At 60.0% G+C, this 15,907-nt stretch carries 13 protein-coding genes and 1 tRNA gene; all 14 read left to right on the forward strand.

Annotated features, from left to right (window positions below):
* Positions 1-121, forward strand: a 121-nt coding sequence (locus tag ACYCAX_RS26295; protein WP_456085452.1) for an EF-Tu C-terminal domain-related protein, incomplete at its 5' end; no start/stop codon positions are given.
* A 53-nt stretch (positions 122-174) separates the two neighbouring features.
* Positions 175-250: transfer RNA gene (locus tag ACYCAX_RS26300), tRNA-Trp, on the forward strand.
* 44 nt (positions 251-294) lie between these two features.
* Positions 295-663 carry a preprotein translocase subunit SecE gene (gene secE, locus ACYCAX_RS26305; RefSeq protein WP_015475309.1) on the forward strand — a complete coding sequence of 123 codons (369 nt, stop codon included), beginning with the start codon at positions 295-297 and terminating at the stop codon, positions 661-663.
* A gap of 9 nt (positions 664-672) precedes the next feature.
* Entirely contained in the window at positions 673-1,206 is a 534-nt protein-coding gene (gene nusG, locus ACYCAX_RS26310; protein ID WP_015475310.1) for a transcription termination/antitermination protein NusG, read from the forward strand.
* Positions 1,207-1,325: 119 nt separating this feature from the next.
* Positions 1,326-1,757, forward strand: coding sequence for a 50S ribosomal protein L11 (rplK, locus tag ACYCAX_RS26315; RefSeq protein WP_015475311.1), 432 nt, complete (start codon positions 1,326-1,328; stop codon positions 1,755-1,757).
* Positions 1,757-2,452 (forward strand): 50S ribosomal protein L1, encoded by a 696-nt coding sequence (rplA, locus tag ACYCAX_RS26320; RefSeq protein ID WP_015475312.1) that lies wholly within the window; start codon positions 1,757-1,759, stop codon positions 2,450-2,452. Before rplK ends, rplA begins: the two co-directional genes overlap by 1 nt.
* 217 nt (positions 2,453-2,669) lie before the next feature.
* A complete protein-coding gene (gene rplJ / locus ACYCAX_RS26325) occupies positions 2,670-3,170 on the forward strand; it encodes a 50S ribosomal protein L10 (protein ID WP_015475313.1) in 501 nt (166 codons plus the stop codon).
* Positions 3,171-3,246: 76 nt separating this feature from the next.
* The gene (rplL, locus tag ACYCAX_RS26330) at positions 3,247-3,615 is read left to right on the forward strand and encodes a 50S ribosomal protein L7/L12 (protein WP_015475314.1); all 369 of its coding nucleotides are present in this window, start codon (positions 3,247-3,249) and stop codon (positions 3,613-3,615) included.
* Between the two features lie 222 nt (positions 3,616-3,837).
* Positions 3,838-7,911, forward strand: coding sequence for a DNA-directed RNA polymerase subunit beta (rpoB, locus tag ACYCAX_RS26335; RefSeq protein ID WP_015475315.1), 4,074 nt, complete (start codon positions 3,838-3,840; stop codon positions 7,909-7,911).
* A 66-nt stretch (positions 7,912-7,977) separates the two neighbouring features.
* Complete coding sequence (rpoC, locus tag ACYCAX_RS26340; RefSeq protein ID WP_015475316.1) at positions 7,978-12,177, forward strand: DNA-directed RNA polymerase subunit beta'; 4,200 nt, start codon at positions 7,978-7,980, stop codon at positions 12,175-12,177.
* A gap of 154 nt (positions 12,178-12,331) precedes the next feature.
* Positions 12,332-12,703 carry a 30S ribosomal protein S12 gene (rpsL, locus tag ACYCAX_RS26345; protein WP_015475317.1) on the forward strand — a complete coding sequence of 124 codons (372 nt, stop codon included), beginning with the start codon at positions 12,332-12,334 and terminating at the stop codon, positions 12,701-12,703.
* A gap of 84 nt (positions 12,704-12,787) precedes the next feature.
* Positions 12,788-13,258, forward strand: a complete 471-nt coding sequence (gene rpsG / locus ACYCAX_RS26350; RefSeq protein WP_015475318.1) for a 30S ribosomal protein S7 — start codon at positions 12,788-12,790, stop codon at positions 13,256-13,258.
* Between the two features lie 30 nt (positions 13,259-13,288).
* Complete coding sequence (gene fusA / locus ACYCAX_RS26355) at positions 13,289-15,418, forward strand: elongation factor G (RefSeq protein WP_015475319.1); 2,130 nt, start codon at positions 13,289-13,291, stop codon at positions 15,416-15,418.
* 30 nt (positions 15,419-15,448) lie between these two features.
* Positions 15,449-15,907: GTP-binding protein (locus tag ACYCAX_RS26360; protein WP_460249197.1), on the forward strand; the 459-nt coding region annotated here is incomplete at its 3' end.

Here is a 15,907-nt window from a genome sequence, read left to right on the forward strand (position 1 = left end):
CAACGTTAAGATGGTTGTCACCCTGATCGCTCCGATCGCCATGGAGGACGGCCTGCGCTTCGCTATCCGCGAAGGCGGTCGTACCGTTGGCGCCGGCGTGGTTGCCAAGATCATCGAATAATCGATTGATCTTTCCCTATCAGGCCGGCATAATGGTCGGCCTGACTTTGTTCTAGGCCAGTAGCTCAATTGGCAGAGCGGCGGTCTCCAAAACCGCAGGTTGGGGGTTCGATTCCCTCCTGGCCTGCCAGATTCCTCAGGATCTGGCACTTCTTTAAACGGGATTCCTAGCAGATGAATGCGAAGGTTGAAGCCAAAGAGTCGCGTCTTGATCTCTTGAAGTGGCTTGTGGTTGCAGTGCTGGTGGTGGTGGCTGTAGTTGCCAACCAGTATTACTCGGCGCAACCGATCTTCTATCGTGTGCTCGGTATTCTCGTGTTGGCGGCTGTTGCGGGTTTCATTTCGCTGCAGACCGTCAAGGGGCGTGCATTCTTTACCCTGGCTAAAGAAGCTCGTGCCGAAATTCGCAAGGTTGTATGGCCGTCTCGTCAAGAGACAACTCAAACCACGCTGATCGTAGTGGCAGTAGTGCTGGTAATGGCGCTGGTGCTGTGGGGGCTCGACTCCCTGCTGGGTTGGCTGGTTTCCATGATCGTAGGTTAAGGGTGTTCCGTGGCTAAGCGTTGGTACGTTGTACATGCCTACTCGGGTTACGAGAAGCATGTCATGCGCTCGCTGATCGAGCGGGTCAAACTGGCCGGCATGGAAGACGGGTTTGGTGAGATTCTCGTCCCCACCGAAGAAGTCGTGGAGATGCGGAACGGCCAGAAGCGCAAGAGCGAGCGCAAGTTCTTCCCTGGCTATGTTCTGGTGCAGATGGAAATGAACGAGGGTACTTGGCACCTGGTCAAGGATACTCCTCGCGTCATGGGCTTCATTGGTGGTACCGCCGACAAGCCGGCGCCGATCACCGACAAGGAAGCTGATGCCATCCTGCGTCGTGTTGCCGATAGCGGTGACAAGCCGAAGCCGAAGACCCTGTTCGAGCCGGGCGAGACCGTTCGTGTGATCGATGGTCCGTTCGCTGACTTCAATGGTGTCGTCGAAGAGGTTAACTACGAAAAGAGCCGTATCCAGGTCGCCGTGCTCATTTTCGGTCGCTCTACCCCGGTAGAGTTGGAGTTCAGCCAGGTAGAGAAAGTTTAACTGGCACAATGCATCCCACACCCCGCAGCCATAGGCTGCGGGGTTTTGTCGTCACTGGGATAAACGCGAAAGCAACCGGGGAGCCCGAAAGGGCGCTTGACCCGTATTTGGAGTAGCAAATGGCTAAGAAAATCCAGGCTTACATCAAGCTGCAAGTTAAGGCCGGTCAGGCCAACCCGTCGCCGCCGGTCGGCCCTGCACTGGGTCAGCACGGCGTGAACATCATGGAATTCTGCAAGGCGTTCAACGCCAAGACCCAGGGCCAAGAGCCGGGTCTGCCGACTCCTGTGATCATCACCGTTTACAGCGACCGCAGCTTCACCTTTGAAACCAAGAGCACCCCGGCCGCCGTTCTGCTGAAGAAAGCAGCCGGCATCTCCAGCGGCTCCGCTCGTCCGAACTCTCAGAAAGTGGGCACCGTTACCCGTGCTCAGCTGGAAGAGATTGCCAAGACCAAGCAGGCTGACCTGACCGCTGCTGATCTGGACGCTGCCGTACGTACCATCGCTGGCTCCGCGCGCAGCATGGGCCTGAACGTGGAGGGTGTGTAATGGCTAAGCTGACCAAGCGTCAAAAGGCTATCGCCGAGAAGATCGAAGCGGGCAAGCAATACGGCTTCGAAGATGCCGCCAAGCTGCTGGCCGAGCTGTCGACCATCAAGTTCAAGGAATCCGTGGACATCGCCATCAATCTGGGCGTTGATCCGCGTAAGTCCGACCAGGTCGTACGTGGCGCCACCGTTCTGCCGAACGGCACCGGCAAATCCGTACGCGTTGCCGTCTTCACCCAGGGTCCTGGTGTTGAAGCTGCCCTGGCTGCTGGTGCAGACAAGGTCGGCATGGACGAGCTGGCTGCCGAAATGAAGGCCGGCGACCTGAACTACGACGTCGTCATCGCTTCCCCGGACGCCATGCGTGTTGTTGGCCAGCTGGGCCAGGTACTGGGTCCGCGCGGCCTGATGCCGAACCCGAAGGTCGGCACCGTGACCCCGGACGTCGCTACCGCCGTCAAGAACGCCAAGGCCGGTCAGGTACGTTTCCGTACCGACAAGAACGGCATCATCCACGCTTCCGTTGGCAAGATCGACTTCGAGCCGGTCAAGCTGAAGCAGAACGTGGAAGCGCTGCTGAGCGATCTGAAGCGTCTGAAGCCGTCCTCCTCGAAGGGCGTGTACGTTCAGCGCGTAACCCTGAGCACCACTATGGGCCCGGGTCTGCAGATCGATCAGGCTTCGCTGGAAGGCTGATGAACTAAGTCGAGCAGTGGGTTCGCCCATTGCTCGCAGGTATTGGGGTCCCTGCCTGGCGGGGGCTATCCAAGACCGTAGGCGGCGCAAGCCTTAAACCCGGGAGGCAATCCTCTCAAGCCTACGCAGATGGTGCTCCCGATTCGTTGACCGAATCAGACACCAAAACGCCGTCCGGCTCCGGCCGGACGAATCGGTAACATCCAGGAGTAAACCCGTGGCAATTAAACTCGAAGACAAGAAGGCCATCGTCGCTGAAGTCAACGAGGCTGCCAAAGCCGGTCTGTCCGCTGTCGTGGTTGATGCACGCGGCGTGACTGTCGGCGCAATGACCGGACTCCGTAAAGAGGCCCGTGCAGCTGGTGTGTACGTGAAAGTCGTACGTAACACCCTGCTCAAGCGCGCCGTTGAAGGCACTCAGTTTGAAGTGCTCAACGACGTGTTCAAGGGCCCGACCCTGATTGCTTTCTCCAACGAACATCCGGGCGCTGCCGCTCGTATCTTCAAGGAGTTTGCCAAGGGTCAGGACAAGTTCGAGATCAAGGCGGCCGCGTTCGAGGGTCAGTTCCTCGCAGCCAATCAGATCGACGTGCTGGCGACCCTGCCGACCTACAACGAAGCTGTTGCACAGCTGATGAGCGTGATCCAAGGCGCTACCAGCAAGCTGGCTCGTACTCTGGCGGCAATTCGCGATCAGAAAGAAGCTACCGCAGCCTAAGGCTCGGCATCTCCTTTCAACCTTTTTTGTTTAATTCGATGGCCCTAGGCCGTCACCCAATACAGGAATTAGAGTCATGGCTCTGACCAACGAAGACATCATCTCCGCCGTATCCGAAATGTCCGTCATGCAGATCGTTGAACTGATCAAGGCGATGGAAGAGAAGTTCGGCGTTACCGCTGCTGCCGCTGTTGCTGCTGGCCCGGCTGTTGCCGCTGCCGCTGCCGAAGAGCAGACCGAGTTCACCATCGTCCTGGCCGAAGCTGGCGACAAGAAAGTGAACGTGATCAAGGTCGTTCGTGAACTGACCGGCCTGGGCCTGAAAGAAGCCAAGGCTGTCGTTGACGGCGCCCCGGGCGTGGTCAAGGAAGGCGCTTCGAAAGAAGAAGCCGAAGCTGCCAAGAAAGCCCTGGAAGAAGCAGGCGCCAAGGTCGAGCTCAAGTAAGTTCGGACCTTGCGTCTACAGCCCGAGCGTTAAGCGACAGGCTGACGGCTGGTGGCTATTGCCACCGGCCTTTTTCCGTTATGGGTGGAGTGCCGTAGGTGCTCCTCCATAACGCGAAAATCCCGCCCGAGTGGCGGCGCAAACCGAGGGTTTGCACGATTTTTGGGCTGCTCCCTGCGCGGGAGAGGCCAAACAAGCAGGTGACCAAGCTGGGGAACGCTGATGGCTTACTCATACACTGAGAAAAAACGTATCCGCAAGGACTTTAGCAAGTTGCCGGACGTCATGGATGTGCCGTATTTGCTGGCCATCCAGCTGGATTCCTATCGCGAATTCCTGCAGGCGGGCGCAAGCAAGGATCAGGTCCGTGACATCGGCCTGCATGCGGCCTTCAAGTCCGTTTTCCCGATTATCAGCTATTCCGGCAATGCTGCCCTGGAATACGTCGGCTACCGTCTGGGTGAGCCGGCATTCGACGTCAAGGAATGCGTGCTGCGCGGTGTGACCTTCGCTGTCCCGCTGCGTGTGAAAGTGCGCCTGATCATTTTCGACAAAGAGTCGTCGAACAAAGCGATCAAGGACATCAAGGAACAGGAAGTCTACATGGGGGAAATCCCCCTGATGACCGAGAACGGTACCTTCATCATCAACGGTACCGAGCGTGTCATCGTTTCCCAGTTGCACCGCTCCCCGGGTGTGTTCTTCGACCACGACCGTGGCAAGACCCACAGCTCCGGCAAGCTGCTGTATTCCGCTCGCATCATCCCTTACCGCGGTTCCTGGCTCGACTTCGAGTTCGATCCGAAGGACTGCGTGTTCGTCCGTATCGACCGTCGCCGCAAGCTGCCGGCGTCCGTCCTGCTGCGCGCGCTGAACTACAGCACCGAGGAAATCCTCAACGCGTTCTATGACACCAACGTCTTCCAGATCAAGGGCGAGACCCTGAACCTGGAACTGGTGCCGTCGCGTCTGCGTGGCGAGATCGCCAGCTTCGACATCAAGGATGCCAGCGGCAAGGTCATCGTCGAAGCGGGTCGCCGTATCACCGCGCGTCACATCAACCAGCTCGAGAAGGCTGGCATCACCCAGCTGGAAGTGCCGTTCGACTACCTGATTGGCCGTACCGTGGCCAAGGCCGTCGTGCACCCGGCTACCGGCGAGATCATCGCCGAGTGCAACACCGAGCTGACCGTCGACGCCCTGGCCAAGATCGCCAAGGCCCAGGTCGTGCGTATGGAAACCCTGTACACCAACGACATCGACTGCGGTCCGTTCATCTCCGATACGCTGAAGATCGACTCCACCAGCAACCAACTGGAAGCGCTGGTTGAGATCTATCGCATGATGCGTCCCGGCGAGCCGCCGACCAAGGAAGCTGCCGAGACCCTGTTCGGCAACCTGTTCTTCAGCGCCGAGCGTTACGACCTGTCCGCCGTTGGCCGCATGAAGTTCAACCGTCGTATCGGTCGCACCGAGATCGAAGGCGCTGGCGTCCTGAGCAAGGAAGACATCGTCGAGGTCCTCAAGACCCTGGTTGCCATCCGCAACGGTAAAGGCATCGTCGACGACATCGACCACCTGGGTAACCGTCGCGTCCGTTGCGTCGGCGAGATGGCCGAGAACCAGTTCCGCGTTGGCCTGGTGCGTGTAGAGCGCGCGGTCAAGGAACGTCTGTCGATGGCCGAAAGCGAAGGCCTGATGCCGCAGGACCTGATCAACGCCAAGCCGGTGGCTGCCGCGATCAAGGAGTTCTTCGGTTCCAGCCAGCTGTCGCAGTTCATGGACCAGAACAACCCGCTCTCCGAGATCACCCACAAGCGCCGCGTCTCCGCACTCGGCCCAGGTGGTCTGACCCGTGAGCGCGCGGGCTTCGAGGTTCGTGACGTACACCCGACCCACTACGGCCGCGTGTGCCCGATCGAAACCCCTGAAGGTCCGAACATCGGTCTGATCAACTCCCTGGCCACCTACGCCCGCACCAACAAGTACGGCTTCCTGGAAAGCCCGTACCGCGTGGTGAAGGAAGGTCTGGTCAGCGACGACATCGTCTTCCTGTCCGCGATCGAAGAAGCCGATCACGTGATCGCACAGGCTTCGGCGACCCTGAACGAAAAGGGCGAGCTGATCGACGAACTGGTAGCCGTACGTCACCTGAACGAATTCACCGTGAAGGCGCCGGAAGACGTCACCCTCATGGACGTATCGCCGAAGCAGGTCGTTTCCGTCGCTGCCTCGCTGATTCCGTTCCTCGAGCACGACGACGCCAACCGTGCACTCATGGGTTCGAACATGCAGCGTCAGGCTGTACCGACCCTGCGCGCCGACAAGCCGCTGGTAGGTACCGGCATGGAGCGCAACGTCGCTCGTGACTCCGGTGTCTGCGTGGTTGCCCGTCGTGGCGGCGTGATCGATTCGGTCGATGCCAGCCGTATCGTGGTTCGTGTGAACGATGACGAAGTCGAGACTGGCGAAGCCGGCGTCGACATCTACAACCTGACCAAGTACACCCGCTCCAACCAGAACACCTGCATCAACCAGCGTCCGCTGGTGCAGAAGGGTGACCAGGTTTCGCGCAGCGACATCCTGGCCGACGGTCCGTCCACCGACATGGGTGAGCTGGCTCTGGGTCAGAACATGCGCGTAGCGTTCATGCCCTGGAACGGCTTCAACTTCGAAGACTCCATCTGCCTGTCCGAACGCGTGGTCCAGGAAGATCGTTTCACCACGATCCACATCCAGGAACTGACCTGCGTTGCCCGTGACACCAAGCTCGGCCCAGAAGAAATCACCGCGGACATCCCGAACGTGGGCGAGGCTGCGCTGAACAAGCTGGACGAAGCCGGCATCGTCTACGTCGGCGCCGAAGTACAGGCCGGCGACATCCTGGTCGGCAAGGTCACCCCGAAAGGCGAGACCCAGCTGACTCCGGAAGAGAAGCTGCTGCGCGCGATCTTCGGTGAGAAGGCGTCCGACGTGAAGGACACCTCCCTGCGCGTGCCGACCGGCACCAAGGGCACCGTGATCGACGTACAGGTCTTCACCCGCGATGGCGTAGAGCGCGACAGCCGTGCCCTGTCCATCGAGAAGATGCAGCTGGACGAGATCCGCAAGGACCTGAACGAAGAGTTCCGCATCGTCGAAGGCGCGACCTTCGAGCGTCTGCGTTCCGCTCTGGTCGGCGCCAAGGCCGAAGGCGGTCCTGCCCTGAAGAAAGGCGCAGAGATCACCGACGAGTACCTGGACGGCCTCGAGCGCGGCCAGTGGTTTAAGCTGCGCATGGCGGAAGATGCTCTGAACGAGCAGCTGGAGAAGGCCCAGGCCTACATCAGCGACCGCCGTCAGATGCTCGACGACAAGTTCGAAGACAAGAAGCGCAAGCTGCAGCAGGGCGATGACCTGGCTCCGGGCGTACTGAAGATCGTCAAGGTCTACCTGGCCATCAAGCGCCGCATCCAGCCGGGCGACAAGATGGCGGGCCGCCACGGTAACAAGGGTGTGGTCTCGGTGATCATGCCGGTCGAAGACATGCCGCACGATGCCAACGGTACTCCGGTCGACATCGTTCTGAACCCGCTGGGCGTACCGTCGCGCATGAACGTCGGTCAGATCCTCGAGACCCACCTGGGTCTCGCGGCCAAGGGTTTGGGCGAGAAGATCAACCGCATGCTCGAAGAGCAGCGCAAGATCGCCGAGCTGCGTGTGTTCCTCAACGAGATCTATAACGAGATCGGCGGCCGCCAGGAAAGCCTGGACGAGCTGAACGATAACGAGATCCTCGCTCTGGCCAACAACCTCAAGGGCGGCGTGCCCATGGCTACCCCGGTGTTCGACGGTGCCAAGGAGCGCGAGATCAAGGCCATGCTGAAGCTGGCCGATCTGCCGGAGAGCGGTCAGATGCGTCTGTATGACGGCCGCACCGGCAACCAGTTCGAGCGTACGACCACCGTTGGTTACATGTACATGCTCAAGCTGAACCACCTGGTCGATGACAAGATGCACGCACGTTCCACCGGCTCCTACAGCCTGGTTACCCAGCAGCCGCTGGGTGGTAAGGCGCAGTTCGGTGGCCAGCGTTTCGGGGAGATGGAGGTCTGGGCGCTGGAAGCCTACGGTGCCGCCTACACCCTGCAGGAAATGCTGACCGTGAAGTCGGACGACGTGAACGGCCGTACCAAGATGTACAAGAACATCGTGGACGGGGATCACCGCATGGAGGCCGGCATGCCCGAGTCCTTCAACGTGCTGATCAAAGAGATCCGCTCGCTCGGCATCGATATCGAACTGGAAACCGAATAACACGTGACGTCAGAACGGTGCGGCTGGTCAAGGCCGGTCGCACCGGGTCCGTGAGGAGGAAAGGCCTTGAAAGACTTGCTTAATCTGTTGAAAAACCAGGGTCAGATCGAAGAGTTCGATGCCATCCGTATTGGCCTGGCCTCGCCCGAGATGATTCGTTCTTGGTCCTTCGGCGAAGTCAAGAAGCCGGAGACCATCAACTACCGTACCTTCAAGCCGGAGCGCGATGGCCTGTTCTGCGCCAAGATCTTCGGCCCGGTGAAGGACTACGAGTGCCTGTGCGGTAAGTACAAGCGCCTGAAGCATCGCGGTGTGATCTGCGAGAAGTGCGGCGTTGAAGTCGCGCTGGCCAAGGTGCGCCGTGAGCGCATGGGCCACATCGAGCTGGCCTCGCCGGTCGCCCACATCTGGTTCCTGAAGTCCCTGCCGTCCCGTATCGGCCTGCTGCTGGACATGACCCTGCGTGACATCGAGCGCGTGCTCTATTTCGAGAGCTACGTGGTGATCGACCCGGGCATGACCACCCTCGAGAAGGGTCAGCTGCTGAACGACGAGCAGTACTTCGAAGCCCTCGAAGAGTTCGGTGACGACTTCGACGCCCGCATGGGTGCGGAAGCCGTTCGCGAGCTGCTCAACGCTATCGATCTGGAGCACGAGATTGGCCGCCTGCGCGAAGAGATTCCGCAGACCAACTCGGAAACCAAGATCAAGAAGCTGTCCAAGCGCCTGAAGCTGATGGAAGCCTTCCAGGGCTCCGGCAACCATCCGGAGTGGATGGTGCTGACCGTCCTGCCGGTGCTGCCGCCGGATCTGCGTCCGCTGGTTCCGCTGGATGGCGGCCGCTTCGCGACCTCGGATCTGAACGATCTGTATCGCCGCGTGATCAACCGTAACAACCGTCTGAAGCGCCTGCTCGACCTGGCTGCTCCGGACATCATCGTGCGCAACGAAAAGCGCATGCTGCAGGAAGCAGTCGACGCCCTGCTGGACAACGGCCGTCGCGGCCGTGCCATCACTGGCTCGAACAAGCGCCCGCTGAAGTCCCTGGCCGACATGATCAAGGGCAAGCAGGGCCGCTTCCGTCAGAACCTGCTCGGCAAGCGCGTGGACTACTCCGGTCGTTCGGTAATTACCGTAGGTCCGACCCTGCGTCTGCACCAGTGCGGTCTGCCGAAGAAAATGGCCCTGGAGCTGTTCAAGCCGTTCATCTTCGGCAAGCTGGAAGGTCGTGGCATGGCCACCACCATCAAGGCCGCCAAGAAGATGGTCGAGCGCGAGCTGCCGGAAGTGTGGGACGTTCTCGCCGAAGTCATCCGCGAACACCCCGTACTGCTGAACCGTGCGCCGACCCTGCACCGTCTGGGCATCCAGGCGTTCGAGCCGGTACTGATCGAAGGTAAAGCCATCCAGCTGCACCCGCTGGTCTGCGCCGCGTACAACGCCGACTTCGACGGTGACCAGATGGCCGTGCACGTCCCGCTGACCCTTGAGGCTCAGCTGGAAGCGCGTGCGCTGATGATGTCCACCAACAACATTCTGTCGCCCGCCAACGGCGAGCCGATCATCGTTCCGTCGCAGGACGTGGTAATGGGTCTGTACTACATGACCCGTGAAGCGATCAACGCGAAGGGCGAGGGCATGGCCTTTGCCGACCTGCAGGAAGTTGACCGCGCCTACCGCAGCGGCCAGGTGTCCCTGCACGCCCGCGTAAAAGTGCGCATCAACGAGAAGATCAAGAACGAAGACGGCTCCCTGACCGCCAACACCCGTATCGTCGACTCCACCGTCGGCCGTGCGCTGCTGTTCCAGGTTGTCCCGGCCGGCCTGCCCTTCGACGTGGTCAACCAGTCGATGAAGAAGAAGGCGATCTCCAAGCTGATCAACCACTGCTATCGCGTGGTCGGTCTGAAGGACACCGTCATCTTCGCTGACCAGCTGATGTACACCGGCTTCGCCTACTCGACCATCTCCGGTGTGTCGATCGGCGTGAACGACTTCGTCATCCCGGACGAAAAGGCCCGCATCATCGATGCCGCCACCGAGGAAGTGAAGGAGATCGAGAGCCAGTACGCCTCCGGCCTGGTAACCCAGGGTGAGAAGTACAACAAGGTGATCGACCTCTGGTCCAAGGCCAACGACGAAGTCTCCAAGGCGATGATGGCCAACCTCTCGAAAGAGAAGGTGACCGATCGCGAAGGCAAGCAGGTCGACCAGGAGTCCTTCAACTCCATGTACATGATGGCGGACTCCGGTGCGCGGGGTTCCGCGGCCCAGATCCGTCAGCTGGCCGGCATGCGTGGCCTGATGGCCAAGCCGGACGGCTCGATCATCGAGACCCCGATCACCGCGAACTTCCGTGAAGGCCTGAACGTACTCCAGTACTTCATCTCCACCCACGGTGCTCGTAAGGGTCTGGCGGATACCGCACTGAAGACCGCGAACTCCGGTTACCTGACCCGTCGTCTCGTCGACGTGGCCCAGGACCTGGTGGTGACCGAGATCGACTGCGGCACCGATCGTGGCCTGGTCATGTCCCCGCACATCGAAGGCGGCGACGTGGTAGAGCCGCTGGGTGAGCGTGTCCTCGGCCGCGTGATGGCTCGCGACGTGTTCAAGCCGGGCAGCGACGAGGTGATCGTCGAAGCCGGTACCCTGATCGACGAGAAGTGGGTCGATTTCCTCGAGCAGATGAGCGTCGACGAAGTCGTTGTGCGTTCGCCGATCACCTGCGAAACCCGTCATGGCATCTGCGCCATGTGCTACGGCCGCGATCTGGCCCGTGGTCACCGCGTGAACATCGGTGAGGCGGTCGGCGTTATCGCTGCCCAGTCGATCGGTGAGCCGGGTACCCAGCTGACCATGCGTACCTTCCACATCGGTGGTGCGGCCAGCCGTACTTCCGCCGTGGACAACGTGCAGGTCAAGAACGGCGGCACCATCCGCCTGCACAACCTGAAGCACGTAGAGCGTGCCGACGGCGCCCTGGTAGCGGTTTCCCGCTCCGGCGAGCTGGCGGTGGCCGACGACTTCGGTCGTGAGCGCGAGCGCTACAAGCTGCCGTACGGTGCGGTGATTTCCGTGAAGGAAGGTGACAAGGTCGATCCGGGCGCCATCGTCGCCAAGTGGGACCCGCACACCCACCCGATCGTCACCGAAATGGACGGCACCGTGGCCTTCGTGGGCATGGAAGAGGGCATCACCATCAAGCGCCAGACCGACGAACTGACCGGTCTGACCAACATTGAAGTGATGGATCCGAAGGATCGTCCGGCTGCCGGCAAGGACATTCGTCCGGCCGTGAAGCTGATCGACGCCGCAGGCAAGGATCTGCTGCTGCCGGGTACCGACGTACCGGCCCAGTACTTCCTGCCGGCGAACGCTCTGGTCAACCTCAACGATGGCGCGAAAGTGCGTATCGGTGACGTTATCGCGCGTATCCCGCAGGAAACCTCGAAGACCCGCGACATCACCGGTGGTCTGCCGCGCGTTGCCGACCTGTTCGAAGCTCGTCGTCCGAAAGAGCCTTCGATCCTGGCGGAAATCAGCGGCACCATCTCCTTCGGCAAGGAAACCAAGGGCAAGCGCCGCCTGGTCATCACTCCCACCGACGGTAGCGATCCGTACGAGGAGCTGATTCCGAAGTGGCGTCACCTGAACGTGTTCGAAGGTGAACAGGTAAGCCGTGGTGAAGTGATCTCCGACGGCCCGAGCAACCCGCACGACATTCTCCGCCTGCTGGGCGTCAGCTCGCTGGCCAAGTACATCGTCAACGAGATCCAGGACGTTTACCGTCTGCAGGGCGTGAAGATCAACGACAAGCACATCGAGACCATCCTGCGCCAGATGCTGCGCAAGGTCGAAGTGGCCGAGTCGGGCGATTCGTCCTTCATCAAGGGCGACCAGGTCGAGCTGGTTCACGTGCTGGAAGAGAACGAAGTACTGGGTGCCCAGGACAAGTTCCCGGCCAAGTACGAACGCGTTCTGCTGGGTATCACCAAGGCCTCGCTGTCCACCGAGTCGTTCATCTCGGCGGCATCCTTCCAGGAGACCACCCGCGTCCTCACCGAGGCGGCGGTCACCGGCAAGCGCGACTTCCTGCGCGGCCTGAAGGAGAACGTGGTCGTGGGTCGTCTGATCCCGGCGGGTACCGGTCTGGCCTACCACAGCGAGCGCAAGCGCCAGCGTGAGCTCGGCAAACCGCAGCGCGTGAGCGCGAGCGAGGCCGAAGCAGCACTGGCCGAAGCGCTCAACCTGAGCGGTAACTAAGCCTCAAACGAAGCCCCGGTTGTCTTGACAGCCGGGGCTTCGTCTTGACTGGATTCCGTAAGGTCTTTAGTATCTTGTACCCCGAAAATTGGCAGGGCTCATGCTCTGCCCATTTTCGTTTTTAAGTGTCGTAAGACAATCAGTGGAGCTATAGATGGCAACTATCAACCAGCTGGTGCGCAAGCCGCGCAAGCGCCTGGTAGACAAGAGTGGCGTTCCTGCCCTGCAGAACTGCCCTCAGCGTCGCGGCGTATGCACCCGCGTATACACCACCACCCCGAAGAAGCCGAACTCCGCACTGCGTAAAGTGTGCCGTGTTCGCCTGACCAACGGTTTCGAGGTTTCCTCGTACATCGGTGGTGAAGGTCACAACCTGCAAGAGCACAGCGTAGTGCTGATCCGTGGCGGTCGTGTAAAGGACCTTCCGGGTGTTCGCTACCACACCGTGCGCGGTTCGCTGGATACCTCCGGCGTCAAAGACCGTAAGCAGGGTCGTTCGAAGTACGGCGCGAAGCGTCCGAAGTAATTTTGTTTTCCTATTTTCTGAGTCGATAAGAGTAAGGTCGGGCACCGTCCCGGGCTAACCTGAAGACCGTTTGAGGGCTTATCAATGCCAAGACGTCGTGTAGCGGCCAAGCGTGAGATCCTGGCCGATCCTAAATACGGAAGCCAGATTCTGGCGAAGTTCATGAACCACGTGATGGAAAGCGGCAAGAAAGCCGTTGCCGAGCGTATCGTTTACGGTGCTCTGGACAAGGTCAAAGAGCGCGGTAAAGGCGACCCCCTGGAACTCTTCGAAAAAGCACTCGACGCCATCGCTCCGCTGGTCGAAGTGAAGTCCCGCCGTGTTGGCGGTGCTACCTACCAGGTTCCGGTCGAAGTACGTCCGTCCCGTCGTAATGCACTGGCCATGCGCTGGCTGGTGGACTTCGCCCGCAAGCGTGGCGAGAAGTCCATGGCGCTGCGTCTCGCTGGCGAACTGATGGATGCCGCTGAAGGTAAAGGCGCCGCCGTCAAGAAGCGTGAAGACGTGCACCGTATGGCCGAGGCCAACAAAGCGTTCTCGCACTACCGCTTCTAATTACGGCAACACTACTTCTGCGAGGGCTTTATGGCTCGTAACACAGCAATCAACCGCTACCGGAACATTGGTATCTGTGCCCACGTTGACGCGGGCAAGACCACCACCACCGAGCGGATCCTGTTCTACACAGGTCTCAGCCACAAGATGGGTGAGGTGCACGACGGCGCTGCCACTACCGACTGGATGGTGCAGGAGCAGGAGCGTGGTATCACCATCACCTCCGCTGCGATCACCACCTTCTGGGAAGGTTCGCGCGGCCAGTACGACAAGTACCGCGTAAACGTCATCGACACCCCCGGCCACGTAGACTTCACCATTGAAGTTGAGCGCTCCCTGCGCGTACTGGACGGCGCCGTCGTTGTGTTCTGCGGCACCTCCGGCGTTGAGCCGCAGTCCGAAACCGTATGGCGTCAAGCCAACAAGTACGGCGTTCCGCGTATTGTTTACGTGAACAAGATGGACCGCGCCGGCGCCAACTTCCTGCGCGTCGTCGGTCAGATCAAGAACCGCCTGGGTCACACCCCGGTTCCGGTTCAGCTGGCCATCGGTGCAGAAGATGACTTCCAGGGTCAGGTTGACCTGCTGAAGATGAAGGCCATCTACTGGAACGAAGACGACAAAGGCACTTCCTATCGCGAGGAAGAAATTCCCGCCGATATGGTCGAGCTGGCCAACGAGTGGCGCAACAACATGGTCGAGGCTGCTGCCGAGGCCAATGAAGAGCTGATGAACAAGTACCTCGAAGAGGGTGATCTCTCCATCGAGGACATCAAGGCCGGTCTGCGTCTGCGCACCATCGCCTGCGAAATCGTTCCGGCTGTTTGCGGCTCCTCCTTCAAGAACAAGGGCGTGCCCCTGGTTCTCGACGCCGTCATCGACTTCCTGCCTGCTCCGACCGAGATTCCGGCGATTCAGGGTGTCCACCCGGACAGCACTGATGACAACGAAATCCACGACGAGCGTCCGGCTGACGACAATGCTCCGTTCTCCGCTCTGGCGTTCAAGATCGCTACCGACCCGTTCGTCGGTACTCTGACCTTCGTTCGCGTCTACTCGGGCGTTCTGGAGTCTGGTAACTCGGTTATCAACTCCGTGAAGGGCAAGAAAGAGCGCGTTGGTCGTATGGTGCAGATGCACGCCAACCAGCGTGACGAGATCAAGGAAGTACGCGCTGGTGACATCGCTGCTCTGATCGGCATGAAGGACGTCACCACCGGTGACACCCTGTGCGACATCGAGAAGCCGATCATTCTCGAGCGTATGGACTTCCCTGAGCCGGTGATCTCGGTAGCTGTTGAGCCGAAGACCAAGGCTGACCAGGAGAAGATGGGCATCGCCCTCGGCAAGCTGGCCCAGGAAGACCCGTCGTTCCGCGTCAAGACCGACGAAGAAACCGGCCAGACCATCATCTCCGGTATGGGTGAGCTGCACCTGGATATCCTCGTCGATCGCATGAAGCGCGAATTCGGCGTCGAAGCCAACATCGGCAAGCCGCAGGTTTCCTATCGTGAAACCATCTCCAAGGACAATGTGGAGATCGAAGGCAAGTTCGTTCGCCAGTCCGGCGGTCGCGGCCAGTTCGGCCACTGCTGGATCCGCTTCTCGACTCCGGATGTGGACGAGAAGGGCAACATCACCGAAGGTCTGGTGTTCGTCAACGAAGTCGTGGGCGGTGTGGTTCCGAAGGAATACATCCCGGCGATCCAGAAGGGTATCGAAGAGCAGATGAAGAACGGCGTCGTTGCCGGCTATCCGCTCATCGGCCTGAAGGCTACCGTGTTCGATGGTTCCTACCATGACGTCGACTCCAACGAGATGGCGTTCAAGATCGCTGCTTCCATGGCGACCAAGCAACTGGCCCAGAAGGGCGGTGGTAAGGTGCTTGAGCCGATCATGAAGGTAGAGGTGGTGACTCCTGAGGACTACATGGGCGACGTGATGGGTGACCTGAACCGTCGTCGTGGTCTGATTCAGGGGATGGAGGACTCGGTTTCCGGTAAGGTGATTCGTGCCGAGGTTCCGCTGGGCGAAATGTTCGGTTACGCAACCGACGTGCGTTCCATGTCCCAGGGTCGCGCAAGCTACTCTATGGAATTCTCCAAGTACGCCGAAGCTCCGTCGAACATCGTCGAAGCTCTCGTTAAAAAACAAGCTTGATTCAGCCCTTTAAGTAAGAGGTTTACTGTCGTGGCTAAGGAAAAATTCGAACGTAACAAACCGCACGTCAACGTCGGCACCATCGGTCACGTTGACCACGGTAAAACCACTCTGACCGCTGCTCTGACCAAGGTCTGCTCCGATACCTGGGGCGGCTCCGCTCGCGCTTTCGACCAGATCGACAACGCGCCGGAAGAGAAGGCTCGTGGTATCACCATCAACACCTCTCACGTTGAATACGACTCGCCGGTACGCCACTACGCTCACGTAGACTGCCCGGGCCACGCCGACTACGTGAAGAACATGATCACCGGTGCTGCGCAGATGGACGGCGCGATCCTGGTTTGCTCGGCTGCTGACGGCCCCATGCCGCAGACCCGCGAGCACATCCTGCTGTCCCGTCAGGTAGGTGTTCCCTACATCGTCGTGTTCCTGAACAAGGCCGACATGGTTGACGACGCCGAGCTGCTGGAACTGGTCGAAATGGAA

The organism is Pseudomonas sp. MT3 (genome assembly GCF_054720805.1).

What these genes read in the sequence shown, in the direction of transcription:
- secE (WP_015475309.1), top strand. Translation starts at nt 295, where the DNA reads ATGAATGCGAAGGTTGAAGCCAAAGAGTCGCGTCTTGATCTCTTGAAG.
- rplK (WP_015475311.1), top strand. Translation starts at nt 1,326, where the DNA reads ATGGCTAAGAAAATCCAGGCTTACATCAAGCTGCAAGTTAAGGCCGGT.
- rplA (WP_015475312.1), top strand. Translation starts at nt 1,757, where the DNA reads ATGGCTAAGCTGACCAAGCGTCAAAAGGCTATCGCCGAGAAGATCGAA.
- fusA (WP_015475319.1), top strand. Translation starts at nt 13,289, where the DNA reads ATGGCTCGTAACACAGCAATCAACCGCTACCGGAACATTGGTATCTGT.
- rpsL (WP_015475317.1), top strand. Translation starts at nt 12,332, where the DNA reads ATGGCAACTATCAACCAGCTGGTGCGCAAGCCGCGCAAGCGCCTGGTA.
- rpoB (WP_015475315.1), top strand. Translation starts at nt 3,838, where the DNA reads ATGGCTTACTCATACACTGAGAAAAAACGTATCCGCAAGGACTTTAGC.
- rpsG (WP_015475318.1), top strand. Translation starts at nt 12,788, where the DNA reads ATGCCAAGACGTCGTGTAGCGGCCAAGCGTGAGATCCTGGCCGATCCT.
- rplL (WP_015475314.1), top strand. Translation starts at nt 3,247, where the DNA reads ATGGCTCTGACCAACGAAGACATCATCTCCGCCGTATCCGAAATGTCC.